16 protein-coding genes and 1 riboswitch are annotated in these 19,179 nt (G+C 28.0%); of the genes, 1 reads left to right on the top strand and 15 read right to left on the bottom strand.

Annotation, left to right across the window (positions count from 1 at the left end; translation table 11 throughout):
* Positions 1-58 precede the first annotated feature (58 nt).
* The 13 genes from BUB01_RS08550 to BUB01_RS08490 form a co-directional block, all read right to left on the bottom strand.
* Positions 59-769, bottom strand: a complete 711-nt coding sequence (locus BUB01_RS08550; protein WP_072986277.1) for a phosphatase — start codon at positions 767-769, stop codon at positions 59-61.
* A 166-nt stretch (positions 770-935) separates the two neighbouring features.
* Complete coding sequence (locus BUB01_RS08545) at positions 936-1,559, bottom strand: HAD family hydrolase (RefSeq protein ID WP_072986276.1); 624 nt, start codon at positions 1,557-1,559, stop codon at positions 936-938.
* Position 1,560: 1 nt separating this feature from the next.
* A complete protein-coding gene (locus BUB01_RS08540; protein ID WP_072986275.1) occupies positions 1,561-2,604 on the bottom strand; it encodes an ROK family protein in 1,044 nt (347 codons plus the stop codon).
* A 14-nt stretch (positions 2,605-2,618) separates the two neighbouring features.
* Positions 2,619-3,197, bottom strand: coding sequence for a sugar O-acetyltransferase (locus BUB01_RS08535; protein ID WP_072986274.1), 579 nt, complete (start codon positions 3,195-3,197; stop codon positions 2,619-2,621).
* 369 nt (positions 3,198-3,566) lie between these two features.
* Positions 3,567-4,301, bottom strand: a complete 735-nt coding sequence (locus BUB01_RS08530) for an ABC transporter ATP-binding protein (protein WP_072986273.1) — start codon at positions 4,299-4,301, stop codon at positions 3,567-3,569.
* Positions 4,282-5,292, bottom strand: coding sequence for an ABC transporter substrate-binding protein (locus tag BUB01_RS08525; protein WP_143152474.1), 1,011 nt, complete (start codon positions 5,290-5,292; stop codon positions 4,282-4,284). The genes BUB01_RS08530 and BUB01_RS08525 overlap by 20 nt, the downstream gene beginning before the upstream one ends.
* Before the next feature lie 10 nt (positions 5,293-5,302).
* On the bottom strand, positions 5,303-6,073 hold the full coding sequence (locus tag BUB01_RS08520; protein WP_072986271.1) for an ABC transporter permease: 771 nt from the start codon (positions 6,071-6,073) through the stop codon (positions 5,303-5,305).
* Entirely contained in the window at positions 6,045-6,335 is a 291-nt protein-coding gene (locus BUB01_RS08515; protein ID WP_072986270.1) for a thiamine-binding protein, read from the bottom strand. The genes BUB01_RS08520 and BUB01_RS08515 overlap by 29 nt, the downstream gene beginning before the upstream one ends.
* Before the next feature lie 171 nt (positions 6,336-6,506).
* Positions 6,507-6,605, bottom strand: a riboswitch (TPP riboswitch).
* A 175-nt stretch (positions 6,606-6,780) separates the two neighbouring features.
* Positions 6,781-11,043 (bottom strand): 5'-nucleotidase C-terminal domain-containing protein, encoded by a 4,263-nt coding sequence (locus BUB01_RS23675; RefSeq protein WP_072986269.1) that lies wholly within the window; start codon positions 11,041-11,043, stop codon positions 6,781-6,783.
* 231 nt (positions 11,044-11,274) lie between these two features.
* Positions 11,275-12,705, bottom strand: a complete 1,431-nt coding sequence (locus BUB01_RS08505) for a DUF4179 domain-containing protein (protein WP_072986268.1) — start codon at positions 12,703-12,705, stop codon at positions 11,275-11,277.
* Between the two features lie 3 nt (positions 12,706-12,708).
* The gene (locus BUB01_RS08500; protein ID WP_084108528.1) at positions 12,709-13,254 is read right to left on the bottom strand and encodes an RNA polymerase sigma factor; all 546 of its coding nucleotides are present in this window, start codon (positions 13,252-13,254) and stop codon (positions 12,709-12,711) included.
* Between the two features lie 234 nt (positions 13,255-13,488).
* Complete coding sequence (locus BUB01_RS08495) at positions 13,489-13,986, bottom strand: GNAT family N-acetyltransferase (RefSeq protein WP_072986267.1); 498 nt, start codon at positions 13,984-13,986, stop codon at positions 13,489-13,491.
* Positions 13,987-14,039: 53 nt separating this feature from the next.
* Complete coding sequence (locus tag BUB01_RS08490; protein ID WP_072986266.1) at positions 14,040-14,810, bottom strand: DUF2087 domain-containing protein; 771 nt, start codon at positions 14,808-14,810, stop codon at positions 14,040-14,042.
* 316 nt (positions 14,811-15,126) lie between these two features.
* Between BUB01_RS08490 and BUB01_RS08485 the strand changes: the two genes are divergently transcribed.
* A complete protein-coding gene (locus tag BUB01_RS08485) occupies positions 15,127-15,426 on the top strand; it encodes a hypothetical protein (protein ID WP_072986265.1) in 300 nt (99 codons plus the stop codon).
* A 125-nt stretch (positions 15,427-15,551) separates the two neighbouring features.
* Here the strand turns inward: BUB01_RS08485 and BUB01_RS08480 are convergent, their stop codons facing one another.
* Both BUB01_RS08480 and BUB01_RS08475 read right to left on the bottom strand, forming a co-directional pair.
* Entirely contained in the window at positions 15,552-16,196 is a 645-nt protein-coding gene (locus BUB01_RS08480; RefSeq protein ID WP_072986264.1) for a pentapeptide repeat-containing protein, read from the bottom strand.
* Positions 16,197-16,467: 271 nt separating this feature from the next.
* Positions 16,468-19,140 (bottom strand): ABC transporter permease, encoded by a 2,673-nt coding sequence (locus tag BUB01_RS08475; protein ID WP_072986263.1) that lies wholly within the window; start codon positions 19,138-19,140, stop codon positions 16,468-16,470.
* Between the last annotated feature and the right edge of the window lie 39 nt (positions 19,141-19,179).

Below are 19,179 nucleotides of genomic sequence, written 5' to 3'. Positions count from 1 at the left end.
CTTTTTCATAAATAATTGTATAAAATTGATTTTTATTTGTCAATATTTACATAAGTCTCTAAAATAAATTTAAAGCTTTTAAAATATCAGCATTGTAATTTGCTATTAATTTTTTAGGAAAATCTACTTCTTCTATAAGATTTATGCAATTTTTAAAATCTGCTATTTCATAATGTATGTGAGCGTCACTACTAAGTATAACTTTAACATCTTGTTTCTCACAAAGCTTTAATAATTGAATTAAATTCTCACGAGCTCCAGCTCTATAGCTATCTACTTTCAACGAAGAGTTATTAATTTCTAAAAGCACTCCTTTTTTCTTCGCAGCGGCTACTAATCGTTCATAATCTAAAGGAAATCTACTATCATCTGGATGTCCTATAACCTTTACCTTTGGTATATCCATAGCCTTTATAACAGCATTCGTACACTCCTCTTTATTCCCACTCTCTATACAAGGTGTATGCAAACTTGCTATAGCATAATCTAAATTAGATAAAACATATTCATCCACATCTAAATTACCATCAAAATCAATTATATTTGCTTCTATACCTTTAAGCACTTTAACTCCATAAATCACTTTAGGTAAGACCCTCAAGTTGTTAAAATAAAATGTATGTGGCCCACCGGGCATATTAGGTCCATGATCTGATATACCTATTACCTTTAACCCCTTATTACTAGCTTCCCTTATGTTTTCATCTAAAGTACTGTAAGCATGGCCACTAGCTAATGTATGACAATGTAAATCAATTAAACTATCCATTTTATTACACCCCTTCATTTGTTATTTATATAGTATTCCTACTACTTTATATAAATTATAACATATACTATTAACTTCCCTTCAATAAAATCTCTATTTTCAAATAGTAACATTATACTAACTATACCCTTAAATAGTAATCGAAATCTTATAAAAGTTTATATTATTATCTGCAGAAATACTCTATTATCTCTTTAGGTTTATTAAAAATAATTTCACAGTCTACCTCATCATACTTGTCCATAAATCTACAATGAGCAAAGTCCATATTTATAGCAGTAGCTGCTTTACAATCTACAAATGCATCACCTAAATAAATAGCATCTTTTGGTTCCACTTTTGCCTTCTCTAATGCTTTTATTAAAGGATCTGGGTTAGGCTTGTGTTTATCTGTATCTTCCTTACAAATCCAAATATCAAAATATTTAATTAAGCCTCTTTTAATAAAATCTTCTTCAAGCTGACTATGAGTTTTAGATGTAACTATTGCCAAGGAAAATTTTTTATTTAGTTCCTCTAGCATTTCACAAATTCCTTCAAAAACATAGTTATGATGTGAATTTTCTCTTACTTTACCCTCCCAATAACTCCAAACCCGAGAGATTTCTTCCTCTTTTACATTTAGATTCCTTAAAGCTTCATCACCTGGTATACCCATATACTGTCTTACATCCTCATCAGTATAACTTTTATTATAAAGTTCATTCATAGTTATTTTAAGACCTATTGTATTTGATACTGCTGTCTCAATTAAAGTTCCATCTACATCAAAAATTATAAGTTTCTTCATTTTATAATTGACCATCCTTTTCTACTAATTTTATCTCTTCATTTATCAAATCTAAAGTAAGTTTACTTATACCTTCAATACCAAATTTATGGCTATCCTCTATAGTTAATAATTCCATTTTGGTATTTGGATTATTTTTCTTAGTTTCTTCTACAATATCATATATTAATTTATACCTAAATTCTTCTCCACCTAGTACTATATATTTAGGATCTATTAAACATGTTGCTGCTGATATTATCTTAGAAATCAAATCTACATAATCACTATCTTTCAATTCCTTAGTCAACAAATCATTAACATAAGAATTATTAATCTTCATAAACCCAATTTCACCTGCATAATTATAATTTCCTCTAACTAAACTACCATTAACTATTACTCCTGCTCCCGCTCCTATTCTAGTAAAGTGCATGTAAATCATATTAAGCATTTTAAAATTATCTTTGTTTCCTTTTATATATTCATTCAAAAAACCTAATGCTACAGAATTTAAATCATTCTCAAGTATAACCGGCACACTATACTTATCTTCTATATATTTTTTTATATCTATGTCACTTAAATCTTCTAAGTATAATCCACTTAAATATCCACTATCTTTTACTATTCCAGGAACAGCCATTCCTACAGCTTTTATATTATTATATTTTTCAAAAAGCTTGTCTAAAAGTTTTTCTAATAAATTACTACTTAACTTTTCTTCTATATCCAAGCTTTCCTTAAAAATTTCTTCTCCAATAATATTTGATATATTGTACCATAATTTTCTTCCTTCTATATACATTATCAATATACTTTTTTTATTTATATTTAAAGAATATCGTTCAGCCCTTCTTCCACCACTGGATTCATCTAATCCATCTACTAATATTTCTTCCTTTTCTAAAAGTTCTGATAATATATTTCTAACTGTAGTATGACTTATACCAGTATCACTTACTAGTTCTGCTCTAGTTGCAGTTTTTCTCTTTTTTATAGCATTTAATACTAAGTTTATATTCACTCTTTTTAAATCTTTTGGCTTTCCTGATTTATTTATCATATTTTCTCCTTTGTTTAAACTGTTTTCTCTACTCTACATGGATTTCCATAAGCAATTGAATTACTAGGTATAGATTTTGTAACTACACTTGAAGCACCGATAACCGAATTATCTCCTATTTCAACACCTGGCAATATTGTAACATTACCACCAATCCATACATTATTCCCTATCTTTACCGGTCTAGAAAATGTTTTATAGGGCGCTTCTCCATTAGATATATCTTTATTTATTCTTTCCATTGGTCTTAACGGATGAGATGCTGTATATATTTGGACATTTGGTCCAATTAAAACATTTTCTCCTACAGTTATCTTATTACAATCTAAAAATGTACAATTAAAATTAATAAAAGTATTTTCTCCTATACTTATATTTTCACCATAATCACAATAAAAAGGTTTTTCTATCCAAACCCCATTTTCTATACTACCTAATAATTTTTTTAAGATACTTTGTTTTTCATCCATTTCATAAGATGTAGTCTTATTAAAGTCATCAATAAGTTTACGAGCTTTGTGATACATTTCTATTAATTCACCATCTCTTGTATTATAAAAATCTCCAGCAATCATTTTCTCCTTTTCAGTCAAAATCTCTCACCACCATACTTTTATTATAAACTTTTAAAAGTTTATGACAAAAGTATATCTCTTTTTAAATTCTTAGTCAATATTTCTGTGTATAAATTTAACAAAAACTTTGTATTATATGAATCTTAATTACCTTTCTACATTAAGATTATTCAAAATCATATAAATTATTTTAAGTGTTATATATAAAGATTATTTGTTAGAACCTATATATTTATTTAATTATAAAAAACAATCTTATATAATTTTCTAAGACCAGTTTGAATTAAAGTCATTGAAAATTATATAAGATTATTTAAATTTTTGATTTGAAATATTTTAAATCCACCTAATTTTTAACAAACTACAATATTTCAACTTCTGTTTTAATTATATTTCTTCCTTCATAACTTCTAAAATATTTCTTTTTATCTTTAAAAATTCTTCTGTCGTTAAAGCTTCCTGTCTGTTGTTATGAGGCAATGTAACTTTTATATTCTCTAGTACAGTAGCAGGCTTTTTAGATATTATATATATTCTATCTGAAAGAATAATGGCTTCATCAATATCATGAGTTATAAACAATATTGTTGAATTTACCTTTTTTCTAAGATTTAAAAGCCATCTTTGCATTTTAGTTCTTGTTATAGAATCTAAAGCTCCAAAAGGTTCATCTAAAAGCATAATATCGGAAGATGTAAGATATGTTCTATAAAAGTTAGCTCTTTGAAGCATTCCTCCAGATAACTGTGAAGGATACTTGTCTTCAAATCCAGCTAAACCAAACTCTTCTATACTCTCTAATACTAAAGCTTTAGCTTCCTTTTTATGTTTTCCTTTTAAGACTAATGGCATAGCTATATTATTCATTATGGTTTTCCAAGGTAACATCATATCTTTTTGATACATATAACTAATATCTCCATTTACCTCTAACAATCCACTATCCTTTTCCATTGTTCCAGCTATAATATTGAAAATTGTACTTTTACCACTTCCTGATGGACCTAAAAGGGAAACAAGTTCCCCTTCATTAACCTCTAAATTTATATCTTTTAATACCTTTAAATTTTTAAAACTTTTATCTAAATCTTTTATTAATATTTTATTTTGGTAAGAATTCATTTGTAAATGCATCCTTTGCTTTTAATTCTTTAGGTATTAATTTATTATCTAAAAGGAATTTACTATAGTTATCCCATACACTTTCCTTCATTTCTCCCCATCTTGGACTCTCTGCTTTATATTTATCTTTTAAATACTTTTGACTTTCCATAACTAAGGCTTCATTAAGTTCTGGAGAATTTTTAAGTAATACTTTACCTGCATCCTCTGGATTTTGTATAGCATATTCATAGCCTTTAGAAGTTGCTTTTAGAAACTTTTTAACTAGTTCCGGCTTCTTATTTATTGTCTCTTCATTGGCTATTATTATAGGTGTATAGTAATCCAATGCCTTATTTAGTTTACCTATTTCAATATAATCTAAATCTATTCCCTTTTGTTTAGCCTCTATTCCTGCCCAGCCTTCAAAAATCCAAGCAAAATCTACATTTTTTTGAGTTGCTGCAAAGAAATCATCGCTTCCTATATTAACTATTTTTAGTTTATTAAAATCTCCGCCATCTTTCTCCATGACTGCTTTTAATATAGCATTTTCAGAAGGCGACCCCCAACCACCATAGGTCTTTCCTTCAAAATCCTTTGGGGTCTTTATTCCTTTACTTTTAGGTGCAGCAAAACCTGATGTATTATGTTGTATTATTGTTGCAACAGCTTTTATAGGCAAACTACTTTCTGATGTTCTAGCAAATGTTACATCCTCTTGATAGCTTATACCAAAATCTCCTTTATTAGCTGCTATAAGTTGGCTTACTGCACCTTCTGAAGGTTGAACTATTTCTACCTCTAAGCCTTCATCTTTAAAATATCCCTTATCTTTAGCAACATACAGTCCTGTATGATTTGTATTTGGGGTCCAATCTAGAATTAGCTTTACCTTCTCTAAATCCTTAGTAGATGCTGCTTTAGAATCATCTTGTTTCTTTGTACAACCTGTTATTAAAATACTTGAAACTATTGTTAATGCTATTATGCTTAAAAGTTTCTTTTTCACTACTTTCACCCTACCTTTTATTATTAATTTTTTTCCAAGGTGTAGCTATTTTTTCTATAAATTTTATAAAGTTAACACATATTATAGATAAAACTACTACTATTATTATTGCTGCAAAAACCTTGTCCAAGGCATATGCGGACTTTGCTCTAACCATATATATACCTAACCCTTTTTCTCCTCCAAGCCACTCTCCTATAATTGCTCCCATTATAGAATAAGTAGCAGCTATTCTCATACCCGAGAAGAAATTTATAAGTCCATAAGGTAATTTTAAATTAAAAAATATTTGTATTTTATTTGCTCCCATAAGCCTGAAATGATTAATATATTCTTCATCTACGGAAGCCATTCCATCAACTAAACTGATAACCATAGGAAAAAAACATACCATAACTACAACTATTACCTTTGGCATTATTCCAAAACCAAACCATATTATAAATAATGGTGCTAAAGCTATTATTGGTACTGTTTGAGACACTATAATTAATGGATATAGACATTTTTTAATTAAAGTAAAAGCATCCATAATAATAGATAAAGCTAGTGATAATAAAATAGCTATTAAAAATCCTAGAAAAGCTTCATACATAGTTATTTTACTATGTTCTAATAATAAACCCGAATCCTTTATTAAAGCTTTCATAATCACACTAGGTGATGGAAGTATATAAGCTTTTACTCCATTTATATGTACTATAAGCTCCCATAATATTATTAGCAAAACAAAAAATATTATAGGTGCTATTCTACTTCCTATATTTCTTAACTTTTTCATCTATTGTAACACCCTCTGGTTTATAATCTATTTTCACAACTGAAGCTATCCTATAAGCCCCTTGCTCTACACAAATATCCTGTGCAACTGAAACTATATCTAATAATTCCTTCAAATCACCCTCCATAGTAGTTTCCATAGGTCCTACCTCATACTTAACCCCCGTAGAAGCTATATATTCTATAACCTTATCTACTACTGGATATACTTTTTCTGGTTCTACTAATGGTATTACTTGTAAGCTAACATTTCCTAACCTCATATTTTTTTCCTCCTTCTCTCATTAAAACAATAAATAGTTTATTTCTTCCCTAAACACCTAATAAGTATAATTAAAATTAACCCAGTAAGTCCAACTACCCAAATTATAATTTATATTTTTACTTATAAAAGTAAAAAAAAGCTATACCAATTAACGGTATAGCTTTATAGCTTTTCTTGCATAAAAACTCCCTACGTTGGCATTATCCAAATCAGGTTAAGGGTCGAGATAATATCTCCTCTCAGGCGTGAACCTCCCCTGTATATTAAATTATTTGATAATCTTTATCATCTCTAGTTTAGACCCATTTGCTAAAATTGTCAATGCTTCTTTGATTTCAAAAATTTCTTATAAACCTGTAATTTAAATACTAAATTGTTTTAATGAAAATAAGGTACTAAAAATCTTTAACATATTTTCAGTACCTTAAATTTATATAATCATATTATTTTTTTCTTCTAATAACAACTACTCCTAGTCCTATAAGACCTAATGCTAATAGCGCAACATTTGTTGTATTTACATCACTTCCTGTTTTAGGCAATGAGCTATCTCCATCTTGCTTTTCTGCTATTACATATTGTGAGAAGTGAGGAGTTAAGAATGTAACCTTGTTTCCATCAACTTTAGTTTCCATTATTTCAAACTTCTTAGTTTGTTCATTATAATAGAATACTGCTAGTTTATCTTTATTTAATCCTTTTAATTCATCATCACTTAATGTTATTGTTATTTCTGCTTTTCCATCTTTGAAATTATGAATTTGAGTTTCCTTATCTCCATTTTTCACAATTAAGTCAAAGCTGTATACTTTTTTAACACCTTTTAAGTTCTTAACTATATCAGCATTGTCTATGACCTTGCTTCTTAATACTACAGTTGAACCTGGAACTAAAAGCTCTTTATCTATAGCTGAGAAAGGAAGGTTTATAACAGCATCTTTAATATTCACTTTAATACTACCTTTACCATCTCTCATTTCTTCAGCATTTCCTATTTCAATTTCAGTTACATTTTTGCTATCTAAATCTTTTGCTTCAATTACATTTTCAGCATCTTTATTAGCTATTTTATTTACAACAACTTTATTATTTTCAAGCTTAGATTCAACTTTTGCTTGTTCTTTATTTTCAGGTTTAGTTGGATTTACAGGTTTACCTGGATCTACTGGATTAGTTGGATCCACTGGTTTGTTTGGATCCACTGGATTACTAGGATCTACTGGATTACTAGGATCTACTGAACCCCCTACTGCTTGTACATCAGCCCATGTTAAAGCTATAGCATTTGATGTCTTACCATCTTCTGATGCTTTAGGTTGTAATTTTCCTTCATTAACTGCTTTTATTAAAGCTGCTCTTTGAGCTGGATCCCAATTGTTACCTACTATTGACCAATTGTTATCACATTCTGGAGTAATAACTCCGCTTTTAACATCTACTATATAACTTCTTAGTAAGTCTCTTATTCTTCCGTCATCGCCCATTTTATCTTCTGATTTGCATATCAATTTTGCTTCACTCTTATCACTGAAGATTGTTTTAGCGCCCATTAATTGGCTCTTTCCTCTATAATCATTTACTGCAAGAGTTAATTTCATATCATCAGTTATTTTTGTTCCATCCATCTTTGTTAAGTTTAGTATTCTATTACCAACATTTTTAGAAATATCAATTTGATATTTAACACCTGTAAACATATCATAGTTGTAACCTGGCATTTTAGGATTAAATGATACTGTTAAGTCACCATCTTTATAAGTATTATAGTAACTTGATGACCATTCCATATATTCTTTTAATTGTTTTCCTGTAACTTCAACTACATATAAAGTATTATCATATTTGTATATTAAAGAAGTACCTGATTTAGTAATATTACCTTCCTTAATATTTGCATCTCCCCTAAATGCAGCAGCTGCAGCTACATCTATTTTCTTACCAGAAATTTTTTCTCCATAGTACATTTGAACTTTGTTTATTAAATCAATCATAGCTGTTGGAGCTACTTGTGATTCTGGTATTCCCTTTACTACATCTTGTGGAACTAAATCTCCACCTTTAAGTTGTCCAATTACTATTTTTGCATCTTGTTTAGCAATTTCATCATATTGTTTAAATAATTCAACAAATTCTTTGTCTTCTTCAACATTAGCCAAATTTTCTAATCCAAAAGTTTTATTTGTTAATTGGTATTTACCATCTTTATTAGCAAATGTTAAATTTAACTTTCCTAAGTTTTCTGCAAACTTACCGTTTTCTACAATCATAACTCCATTTTTAACAGCTTCATCATATTCTTCTTTAGTTACATTTGTAGAATTTATATCCTTATCTAAAGCTACATAAGTAATCTTTCCAGTTTTATCAGTAATAGAACCATATGCTTTTCCTTTATAAGCATAATGCTTATCTATAGTTATATGCATGTGTGCAGCTATTATTGTTGATAATTCCGGACACTTACTTGCTACAGATATAACACCTGTTTCAGGTATATCATACTCATCTTGCTCTCCCATATGGAAAACTCCAACCATAGTATCAACTTTTCCTGTAAGCTCTTTTATAGCTGCTTGAACTTCTTCTACTGCACCTGTAACTTTATAATCTTTTAAGTTAACTGAATCCCATTTATTTATATTAGGAGTTGTTATTCCTATAAAACCTATTTTAACTCCATCTCTTTCTACTATTTCATATGGCGCCGCTATTCTTGTCTTACCATCAGTATCATAAAGATTTGCACAAAGTACTTTCGCATTTGAAGTCTTTATAAAATTCTTTAATGTTGGTATTCCATAGTTAAATTCATGATTACCCAATGTCCATATATCATAACCTAATTTGTTCATTCCTTGTATCATTGGATGAACTGGATACTTAGTCATATCTAAGAATAATGCTGCTGAATTATCTTGTACAGCATCTCCAGCATCTACCAATATTGTATTTTCATTAGTCTCTCTTAGCGCTTTCACTTTAGTAGCTACTTTTGCAAAGCTTCCCTTTGGATTAGCCGAATCTGTTGCATAATCCCAAGCTACCATTCTGTTATGAAGGTCAGAAGTAGCTAATATTTGTACATTTTTATCTGCATTTTCAACTACTTTACCTACTTTTATTCTACCATCCACCGCTGAATCTATAACTCCAGTCTCTTTAACTGCATCAGCAAATACATCTCTTAATAAGCGATGTGTTTTATTGATTGATTCTTGAATTGTTTTATCACCAAAAACAGTAAGATTACTAGCTGTACCTGTTGATAAAAAGTCTGAAGTAGCAAGAACTAATTTTTGATCAGCTTTTATTGCACTACCATCATCCTTTGTAACCTTAGTTATTCTGTTACCACTTGGTCTACTCATATCATATTCAAATTTAGCACCTGCTATTTGAACTCCACTTGCCTTACCCTTTTCAGTATCAGCAACAGATTGTTCAAGTAAAGTTTTGAATTGAGCTCCTGTTAATTCAAGAGTTACTAATTCATTATCAAATGGCATTATATTAAACATTGTACCTACTGTAATCTTTCCAGCTGGTATATCTGCTCTTATTCCTCCATTATTTTGTATTGCAACATCTGCCTTAGTTGCTTTCTTTGTTACTTCACATGCCCAATTACCTAGTTGAGAATCTCCATAGTCTCCTTTAAAACTTCTATTTAAACCTTTAGTTGTACTTCCTATTTCAACTGCAAATTTAGGGGCAACTTGTGCTACAGCCTCATCAACTATAGCTCTTGCTTCTGGATCTTCTTCTTTTGCTTTTAATAAATTATTATAGTTTGTTTTTGGAGCTGAAAATGATAGAGTGTTATCAGCCTTAACTGTCATTTTCATGTCTACATAACCTTTTCCATTAGAACTTGCTATAACAACTGGTCTTTCCTTACCATCCGCATCCTTGACTATCATATCCTTTTGCCAATGGGAATGTCCACCAAATACAGCATCAACTCCCTTTAACTTATTAACAACCTTTGTAAGAGGAATTTCTTTTGGGTCATCTCTCTCACCTTCATGAATAGTTAATATTACAGCATCTGGTTTTTCTGCATCTTTAACTTCTTCAACTGCTTTGTTTATTTCTGTTGCTTCATCTTTAAATTCGTAATTTTCAACTCTGGATTTTAAAACTATTCCTGGAGTATCTGTACTAATAGCACCAACTACAGCTATTTTAACTCCATTTTTTTTGATAACTTTATATGGTTTGTATGGTCTTTCATTCGTACCTTTTTTGTACATATTAGCACAAAGAATTTCGTATTTTGCATCTTTCATTGTTTCATCTTTTATTGTTTCTAATCCCCAGTCAAATTCATGATTCCCAAGTGCAGTAACTTCCATACCTAGTCCACTCATTACTTTTTGTACTGGAACCCCTTTTAATATGTTTGATTCTGGAGTACCTTGATATAAATCTCCACCACCTATTACTAATGTTCCTTCAGGATTACTTTTTTGTACATCTTTTACTGCTTTAGATAAAATTGCTGCTGTTTGAGTAACTTTATCACCCTTCACATAAGTTAATTGTCCATGGAAATCTGTTATTCCAACTAAGTCAATAACCTTGTCTCCTTTTTGAAGTTCATCAGCTCTTACTAGTGTTGAAAAGCCTGGTGTTACAGTATAAGCTGTCATCATAACTGTAAGTAACGCACCTGTAACCCTTTTCATTTTGCACATTTTTCTCATGTTTTTCCCCCTTTTAATCTCCTTATATTAAATATAAGGTAATATTAAAGCGATACATCATACTACTTTACAAATTATTACTATAATACATATATTATCACTTTATGGTAATATACCGCTTTCACATAATTATATACCCCAAATACATCTTTGTAAACATTATCATCAAAAATTTATGACATAAAAAAAATTCACAACTAAATTAATTTTAATTTAGTTGTGAATTTTAAATTATTTATTTAAATCAACATCTATAAATTTATCTTCATAAACCCTATAAATCTTATCAATATAACTACCTTTATGTCCTGCCTTAAACCTTATAGAATATTTTTTGCTTTTCCCATCGAATTTATAAAATTTTAACTTATGTTCTTCTTTATCTAAATTTTCATTTATATATTTTCTTGATTCCTCACTAAAACATGATTCTTCTGGATATACTTTATTTTTATCATCAGATTTAATTAGAACTAAGCTATTTAATAACTCAAATCTTAAATAACCTTTAATTTTAACGTTAACCTCTAAAAAATCCCCCTTATCCTCAATAGATTTAATATCTAAACCTCCATTCTTACCTTCATATAAAGGAATATCCTTTTCACCTACATCAAACTGATCATATTCATGAGAATTATTACCAAATATCTCTAATTTATCACAAGGGATTATTTTAATTTTATTTGGTATTTTATTTTTCACTTTATAGGACCAAGTATAATTTTTCTTATACTGCCCCCCATTCCACCATTCACAAAAATCTCCAGTAGCTAAAGGTAATATTTTATTATCTTCATCTACTACAATATATTTTATACCATACCAATCAAAATTCTGCTGTCTATCACCTAATATTTTCACAGTTGAATCATTTATAATCTGCTCCCCTTGAACTTTTAATTCTACAGGAGAAGCTTCTACCTTATTAACTTTAAAGTCTGCAAATTGTAATTTTCCATCTTTATTTACATCCTTAACTATAGTTTCCTTAGCTATTTTTTCTCCATCTACATTAATATTAAAATTCCATTTTCCTTCCTGTTTTGATATATTATTAATATTCCACTTAAAATTAAAGTTTTTTGGTAATTCTTTTTCAAACCTTAAAACTAGCATGTTTCCTGACCATTTCTTGTTATCATCTTGAACATCATGACCTTCTCCAGATATCCACCCATACTCAGAAAAATTTTTATCATTTATAAGCATTTTTTCGCCCCATATTCCAGGCTTTTGCTTTTCATTTTTCTCTGACGCTATATCATAAAATAACCTTATAGTATGAGAGTCCGCCATTATACATTCTATATTAACTTTATATCCATTATCCTCTATACTTTTTTCTATAACATTTGTATAAAGTTCTACCTTTTCAGGTACATCTCCTTGCTTTTCAAATTTTTTCATCAAGTCTCCAAATTTTGCATAGACATCAAACTTAATTCCAACTGATATTAATGTAACTAAAGTAATACTTGCCACCAATACTGCCTTTTTGAAGTTAATTTTTGTCTTTCTCTTTTCTAATTTTATTTTTTGCTCTTCTTGATTAGTATCATTCTTTATTATATTTAAAGTATCTTCTAGCCTCTGATGGACCTTCTCGCTAACTTCAATATTATTCTTATTCTCTTTTATAAGCTTGTCTAACCTATCCATTTTTTAAACCTCCCTTAGCATTTGATAAAGATTTTGTCTTGCTCTTGATAGTCTTGATTTAACTGTGCCCTCAGATATTTCTAAAATATTACCTATTTCTTCTACTGACATATCTTGATAATAATAAAGTTCTATTATTATCTTGTGTTTAGGCGATAAATTTTCTAAAGCTCTTTTTATATCTAAGTTTTCATATTTATCATTGCATTCTATAAATTCAAAATCATTCTTGTCTAATACTACAAGCTTAGAATTTTTTCTTAAAATAGCATTACACTCATTAACTATAATCTTAAGTAACCAGCTTTTAAAAACATTTAAATTCTTTAGTGTGTTTATATTCTTGTAAGCTTTTAATACCCCTTCACCTATAGCATCAGCCACATTTGCTTCATCCTTTAATATACACATTGCTATAGCATTCATATCTTTTTCAAAGTACCTTATAAGATAGCAAAAGGCATCCTTATCTCCTTGTATAGCTTGTGCCACATAATCAACAATAGTTTTTTCTTTAGTATCTATATCTATTTTTCTATTTAAAAACACTCTATTTCCTCCCTCTTATTGTCTTTTCATTAATAAGATGTATTTCTCCGCTATTTGGTTCCATATTCTTTAAATAAAAAAAGTTAACCTACTATTTTCAGTTAACTTTAATCCTGTTATATTAAAAAATTATATACCACTTTTACAATCAATTCCTATATATTTACTACTTTGAGATACATTAAGTATTATATATAACAAAACTTATATTAATTTTAACCTTTGTGATAAAATCTAAAACTTTAATCTCATGACATCTACTATATGTGTTTTTATCTTAAATTTCATATTAACTTCTTTAATTTTTGTATATCCTAAGGCAGACCAAAATTTAATACCATTATAATTATCTTCAATTACTCCTATTCTAAATGAAGTTGCCCATGCAATTAATGCTTCATGTACCATTCTTCCTAATCCATTTCTACGTTCCTTTAGTTCAATCATCATTAATCCGATCATCCATTCTCCACTAATATGATAATCTTTTATAATATCAACTATGCCCACCAACTCGTCAAACTTATATATTCCTAAAACAAACTTATCTTCATAATTTTTATTTGGTGGCAAAGCCGTAAACACTTCATCTATTTCTTCTTTAGATGGTACTATTCCATCATGTAATATATAATAATCTGAACACTTCTCACATAACTCTTCAACAATCCGATTCTCAGTTTTAAAAAGCTGTTTAACCATATATCCATACTTCAAATTAAGATTTTGCATAACAAAAAACTCCAATATTCTTTAATTTTGAGTTAAAATTGCAATTTAGCACTTTACTCTTTTACCCAATAACTTCCACAATCATTTGACCTATCTAAAAAACCATATTCTATTAATGCTCTTCTAATCGTTGCATAATCCTCATATATTCTACTCAAAATTCTATTTACTTCTTTTTCTGAATAAACCTTATCTTTTTGAAAATTTGCTTTTATAACTTCTAATACTATTATCTTCTTCTTTTCCTTTGATGGATAGTTTTTTAAACTTCCATTTGTATTTATATAGTTTTTTATAACCTCAGCCTTTTCTTTATCTGTTATATTGAATCTATCATCTAAAGTGGTTGCACTTTTATGAGCATCACATATATCAGCCTTTTCTAGCTTGGTTATTTTTTTATTAGTATTTTCAGCTAATAATTCCATCATAGTTAAAAATAATTTTGCCTGTTTTTCCTTTTCTCTTAGTTTATATCTGTGATTTCTTATAGTAGATGGTGCTAAGCTTAACATAGTTGCTATCTCCTTATCCGAAACCCCTGCTGCCATAAGCTTTAAAACTGATTTTTGTATTTCTGATATGCCAGTAAAACTAGAATTCATATTTAGTAAATACTCAAGCATTGAACTGTGTTTTTCTTTTATGTGGTGTTCTACTGTTTTTTTAGCATCATAAAAATTCTCTTCTACACTGTAAATACGTCCACATTCAAAAGTTTCATTACATATTAGACAAGTGAGTTTTTCTTCATCTTTTACATAACCATTCTTAAGATCTTCTATTCTAGCATTCCAAAAAACCTCATTACCTTTTTCCTCCATAAATACCCCTCTTTTCTTATATGATTACTATATCACTATTATAAAACTTTTCTCCATATTTGTCTATGTATAAATAAACTTTTCTCTATTTAGTTTACAAAAACAATATAAAACATTTATAACTGTTTGCTAAATTACACTCATTATGTATAATTTATTAAAATGCTTAATTTTCAAAATATTATGAAAAACAAAGGTTTTCAATGAATCTTGTAGAATATATACTTTAGGAATATAAAAAATAATATCCTTATTTAAATTTATTATTTTTTATATGCATTTTATCAAAATAAATATATTCTTGGAGGATTAGTTTATGAAAAAGAAAGTAGCTAAAAAAGATTCTAAAGAAATCGAACTTGAAAAGGCTAAATTACTTGAACTAGAAATAGAAAAAATAATCTTAACTGATTTACAAGAAACAGAAGAATTAGATATTTCGAGATATATACCAAAATATCCAAATGATTTAGTAATGAATATATTACATTCACTTCAAAAAGATAAGGGTTGTATAGAAAATATTAAATTTGCTACAGCAGGTGGTAAGATAACTATTTATGATAATAAAGCTAAAATAACTTTTAGAGGAGAACGATATTTAAATACATTATAATAGTGATTAAATTATTCTTTTAAAAGAAAAAGAACTCACAACTATTAAAATTGTGGGCTCTTTTTTATCTTTCTAAGTATTGCTTTCTATTTTTTCACTAAAATTCAAGACTATTATTCATATATTTAAAATTCTCTGCTTTTTAAAAACTTTATAATATAACTTAAAGTATAAAAATCTCTATCTATCTCTCTTTCAATAATTCCTAAACCTTTTATAAGCGCTTCTTCATCAAAATGTTCTAATAAAATCATTATGTTAAGTAAATTTATGCCATCATCCTTAGTATCAAAAATTCTTGAAGTTTTAACATACCTGTTTTCCATAGCACTTTTAATAGAAGCTTCTAGAGCTTCACTTATGTTAATCTTTGGCATTCCTTCAAAAACTCTAACTTCACCTTGTTTAAATTTAAGATTACGTGCTTTGTTAATATCTGTTCCAACAAATATAGTATTTTTAAATTTAGCATCTTTAAACTCTACACCATCTAAGTTAACACCTTCAAACACTGTATTTTCAAACTTAGCAGCTTTAAATTTACTTCCTTTTAAATTGGTTCCAATAAATTCTGTCCATATAAAACTAGCTCCATAAAAATCACATGATTTAAAATGAGCACCTCTAAAGGTTGAAAAATCAAAATTTGAATTTGAAAAATTGCAATTATAGCAATTACTTCTTCTAAGATTCTTATACATAAAATTCTTATTTGTCTTTTCTATATTATTATAGTTAAAATTACCCTTAACACTATTATTTCTAGCCATTTTTACCTCCAGTAAAACTTAGTATTTATTTATCTAAGTTTCATAGTATAGTTAGCAGAATATAAAGTCAACATTTTATCCCTTATTTATTATTAGTTTTAAAATAACCTTTTAATATGTGCAAATATTAACTTAAAAGATTATTAAATTTCTTTTATAAATAATATATATACTATAATATGATTTCTAAAAAATAAATTTAATATTGCTTTTATTTTGTTTTTAACAAATATATTAAGGTAAATGTAGCTTCTAAATTACACCATATATCTTATTCACTTCTAATATTATCAACTATACTTAAATTCCTTAGTTTTCTAAGCGAGCCAATAGTACTCAATATACATATAATTATCAGAACAATTATGGTTATTAATGAAATTAAGGTTAGTTTTCCATAATCCTTCTGGTACATGAACATTTGAGAAAGATATGAAGGTAATGTACCTAGTATTAAACCTAAGAATGATGCTAAAACTCCTAAAAATGCACCCTCTAATAATAACATTTTATTTATTTGTTTACGAGTCATTCCTATAGCCCTTAATGACGCTAACTCTTTTTTTCTTGCTATAATACTTGCATTAAAAGTATTAACAATATTAAGAATAACTATAACTAATATATTTATCTCAAAATTAACATCCCAACACAAAGCTCTATTAACACTATTTTTATAATCTATCATTTTTGAATACAAATCTATATTACTATCATAATTACTAGATGCATACTCTTTTATACCTTTTAGAGCTTCTGTTCTGTCTCCATTTATATTTGTTTTAATATCTAAATCTCCCACCACATTAATACCTAGTTTATAAAAGACATCATTAGATGTTATAAAAGTTATATCTTCTGTTAAATTTTCTGGTTTTCTAGTATTAATTGCATTTCGTAAAGCATCCTTGGCTACTATACCAATTACAGTAAATTCTTTGAACTTTGATGTATCAACATGCCCACTATTAAAATACTTTTTCATATCTTCTCCTATAGTAAAACTTTGGCCTATAGGTATTTTTATTTTATCCCCTACTTTTACATCTAATATTTTTTCAACATCGTAAAAATAATGATTTATTCCAGCTTGCCCCATATTTGCAACAACTTCTGTAGTACCTGAATTTACAATTATTATACCATCATTCATCAATTTACTATAATTAAGCTCCCCCTCTTTTAAATTACTTTCATATACTTTTAATGTATTTTCATCCACCGCTCTAAATATGCTCTTTACTCCATAATAGTTTTTATATCCCCTTTCAGGTTGACCCATGTCCGTAGTATGACTACTATAACTTTCTAAAATTCGCTTATTTAGTTTATTTTCTTCTATTGGTATACCAATAGAAATTGTTTTATCAACATACACATCTTCAACTCCTGAAACCTTCTTTAAATTTGACATATCTTCATTAGAAAATGACCTATTTATTCTTGAATATTTAATATCCCAATTGTTTGAAGGCATAATGCTAGACTCTTCTATTTTGTATAAAAATATTTGAGAGAAGAAAAACATTATAATTATCATACTTAAAGCTATAGATTTTAAACATGTCTTATTTCTTTTTTTATTTCTAGAAAGATTTTTATAAGATAATTCTCCTTCTATATTAAATATTTTATTTATTTTTTTAATATCATTCACTTTATCTATTTTAGAATCATCTATTAATGTAGATTCATTCATAGATTGTATAGGAGATAATTTTGTATCTTTAAATAAAGCTTTATTTGCTGCTAACATCACAATAAATAATATGCTTAATGGAATAATTACAAAATAGCTTAAAGATATTGAAAATTTTATAGATGAAAAATCTAATTCAAATAATTTACACAAACCAAAAACTAACACCCTTGTATTTACTACACCTAGCACTAATCCTACCGTTATCCCTATTATATATATAATAAATGCTTCATAAAAAATCAATTTACCCAATTGCTTTCTAGTTGCTCCAACTGCTCTAAGTATACCGAACTGTTTTAAGCGTTCAACTATTGATATATTAAAAGCATTATATATAACTCCGAATACAAACAAGCAAACAACAAATATTATAATTACTCCACCTACTGCACCTAGCCCACCACCAGCATTTTTTACTGAGCTATAATCTGGCCATTTAACTTGAGATTGTATTGCTCCTTCTTGTAAATAATCTGGCACTACAACTTTCGGTATATACTTTATTCCTAAATCTTTAGATATCCCATCTTCTAAATACATGTCAGTAAACTTTAATGTTCCAAGTACGTCTAACTTATCCATTGATTTAATTTCTTCATCTGTCAATCTAGTAAACATAGTATTTGCCTTATTCTTATACTCTTCTGGCGATTGAAAAATACCTACTATCTTATAACTTTTCTTTTCTTTTTTTTCTATAATCGATTTAATATCATAGCTACCTTTGTGTTTAGATTTAAATATCAAATCATCTCTCGAAACCTGACCAGATAGAACATCAAAGTCAATATTATCTCCAATCCTTCTCCCTTTTCCTATTGTTTCTAAAACAAAATTATCAATAAGAATTTCACTACTATTTTCTGGTTTTCTACCTGCTATAATATCAAATGTGAATATATTATTATAAGCATCATTACCTAGCGCTAATACATCATAATATTGATTTTCAAAATTATTCTTAACCTCTGAAATACCTATTTTTTTATAAACAGCAGAATTACTAACTCTTTTATCATTTTTCAAATTTTTAATCTGCTCTTTACTAAGATTTTCAAATTTAACATCATAATAGCCTACAGCCTTTTTTAATGCCTCTTCTGATGTATTACTTTCAGCTCTATAAATTATACTTGTAGTTGTCATAATAACTGTTCCTAATATTATGCCTATAATGCATACTAAAGTGTTCTTTCTATTATTTATTAAGTTTCTATTAGCTAATTCTAGATAGCTTTTCATAATTATTACTATTTGATCCTTTCCTAAAATACTCTTTAA

It is taken from the genome of Clostridium cavendishii DSM 21758 (assembly GCF_900141845.1).
Taxonomy (GTDB): domain Bacteria; phylum Bacillota; class Clostridia; order Clostridiales; family Clostridiaceae; genus Clostridium_AG; species Clostridium_AG cavendishii.
The sequence above is the reverse complement of the archived record's forward strand: the minus strand, read 5'-3'. Positions and strand labels throughout refer to the sequence as shown.

Bases quoted from the DNA above. Each gene is read 5' to 3' on its own strand.
- BUB01_RS08545 (WP_072986276.1), bottom strand. From the start codon at position 1,559: ATGAAGAAACTTATAATTTTTGATGTAGATGGAACTTTAATTGAGACA.
- BUB01_RS08530 (WP_072986273.1), bottom strand. From the start codon at position 4,301: ATGAATTCTTACCAAAATAAAATATTAATAAAAGATTTAGATAAAAGT.
- BUB01_RS08515 (WP_072986270.1), bottom strand. From the start codon at position 6,335: ATGAGGTTAGGAAATGTTAGCTTACAAGTAATACCATTAGTAGAACCA.
- BUB01_RS08505 (WP_072986268.1), bottom strand. From the start codon at position 12,705: ATGGATAGGTTAGACAAGCTTATAAAAGAGAATAAGAATAATATTGAA.
- BUB01_RS08480 (WP_072986264.1), bottom strand. From the start codon at position 16,196: ATGGCTAGAAATAATAGTGTTAAGGGTAATTTTAACTATAATAATATA.
- BUB01_RS08550 (WP_072986277.1), bottom strand. From the start codon at position 769: ATGGATAGTTTAATTGATTTACATTGTCATACATTAGCTAGTGGCCAT.
- BUB01_RS23675 (WP_072986269.1), bottom strand. From the start codon at position 11,043: ATGAGAAAAATGTGCAAAATGAAAAGGGTTACAGGTGCGTTACTTACA.
- BUB01_RS08485 (WP_072986265.1), top strand. From the start codon at position 15,127: ATGAAAAAGAAAGTAGCTAAAAAAGATTCTAAAGAAATCGAACTTGAA.
- BUB01_RS08490 (WP_072986266.1), bottom strand. From the start codon at position 14,810: ATGGAGGAAAAAGGTAATGAGGTTTTTTGGAATGCTAGAATAGAAGAT.
- BUB01_RS08475 (WP_072986263.1), bottom strand. From the start codon at position 19,140: ATGAAAAGCTATCTAGAATTAGCTAATAGAAACTTAATAAATAATAGA.
- BUB01_RS08540 (WP_072986275.1), bottom strand. From the start codon at position 2,604: ATGATAAATAAATCAGGAAAGCCAAAAGATTTAAAAAGAGTGAATATA.
- BUB01_RS08520 (WP_072986271.1), bottom strand. From the start codon at position 6,073: ATGAAAAAGTTAAGAAATATAGGAAGTAGAATAGCACCTATAATATTT.
- BUB01_RS08495 (WP_072986267.1), bottom strand. From the start codon at position 13,986: ATGCAAAATCTTAATTTGAAGTATGGATATATGGTTAAACAGCTTTTT.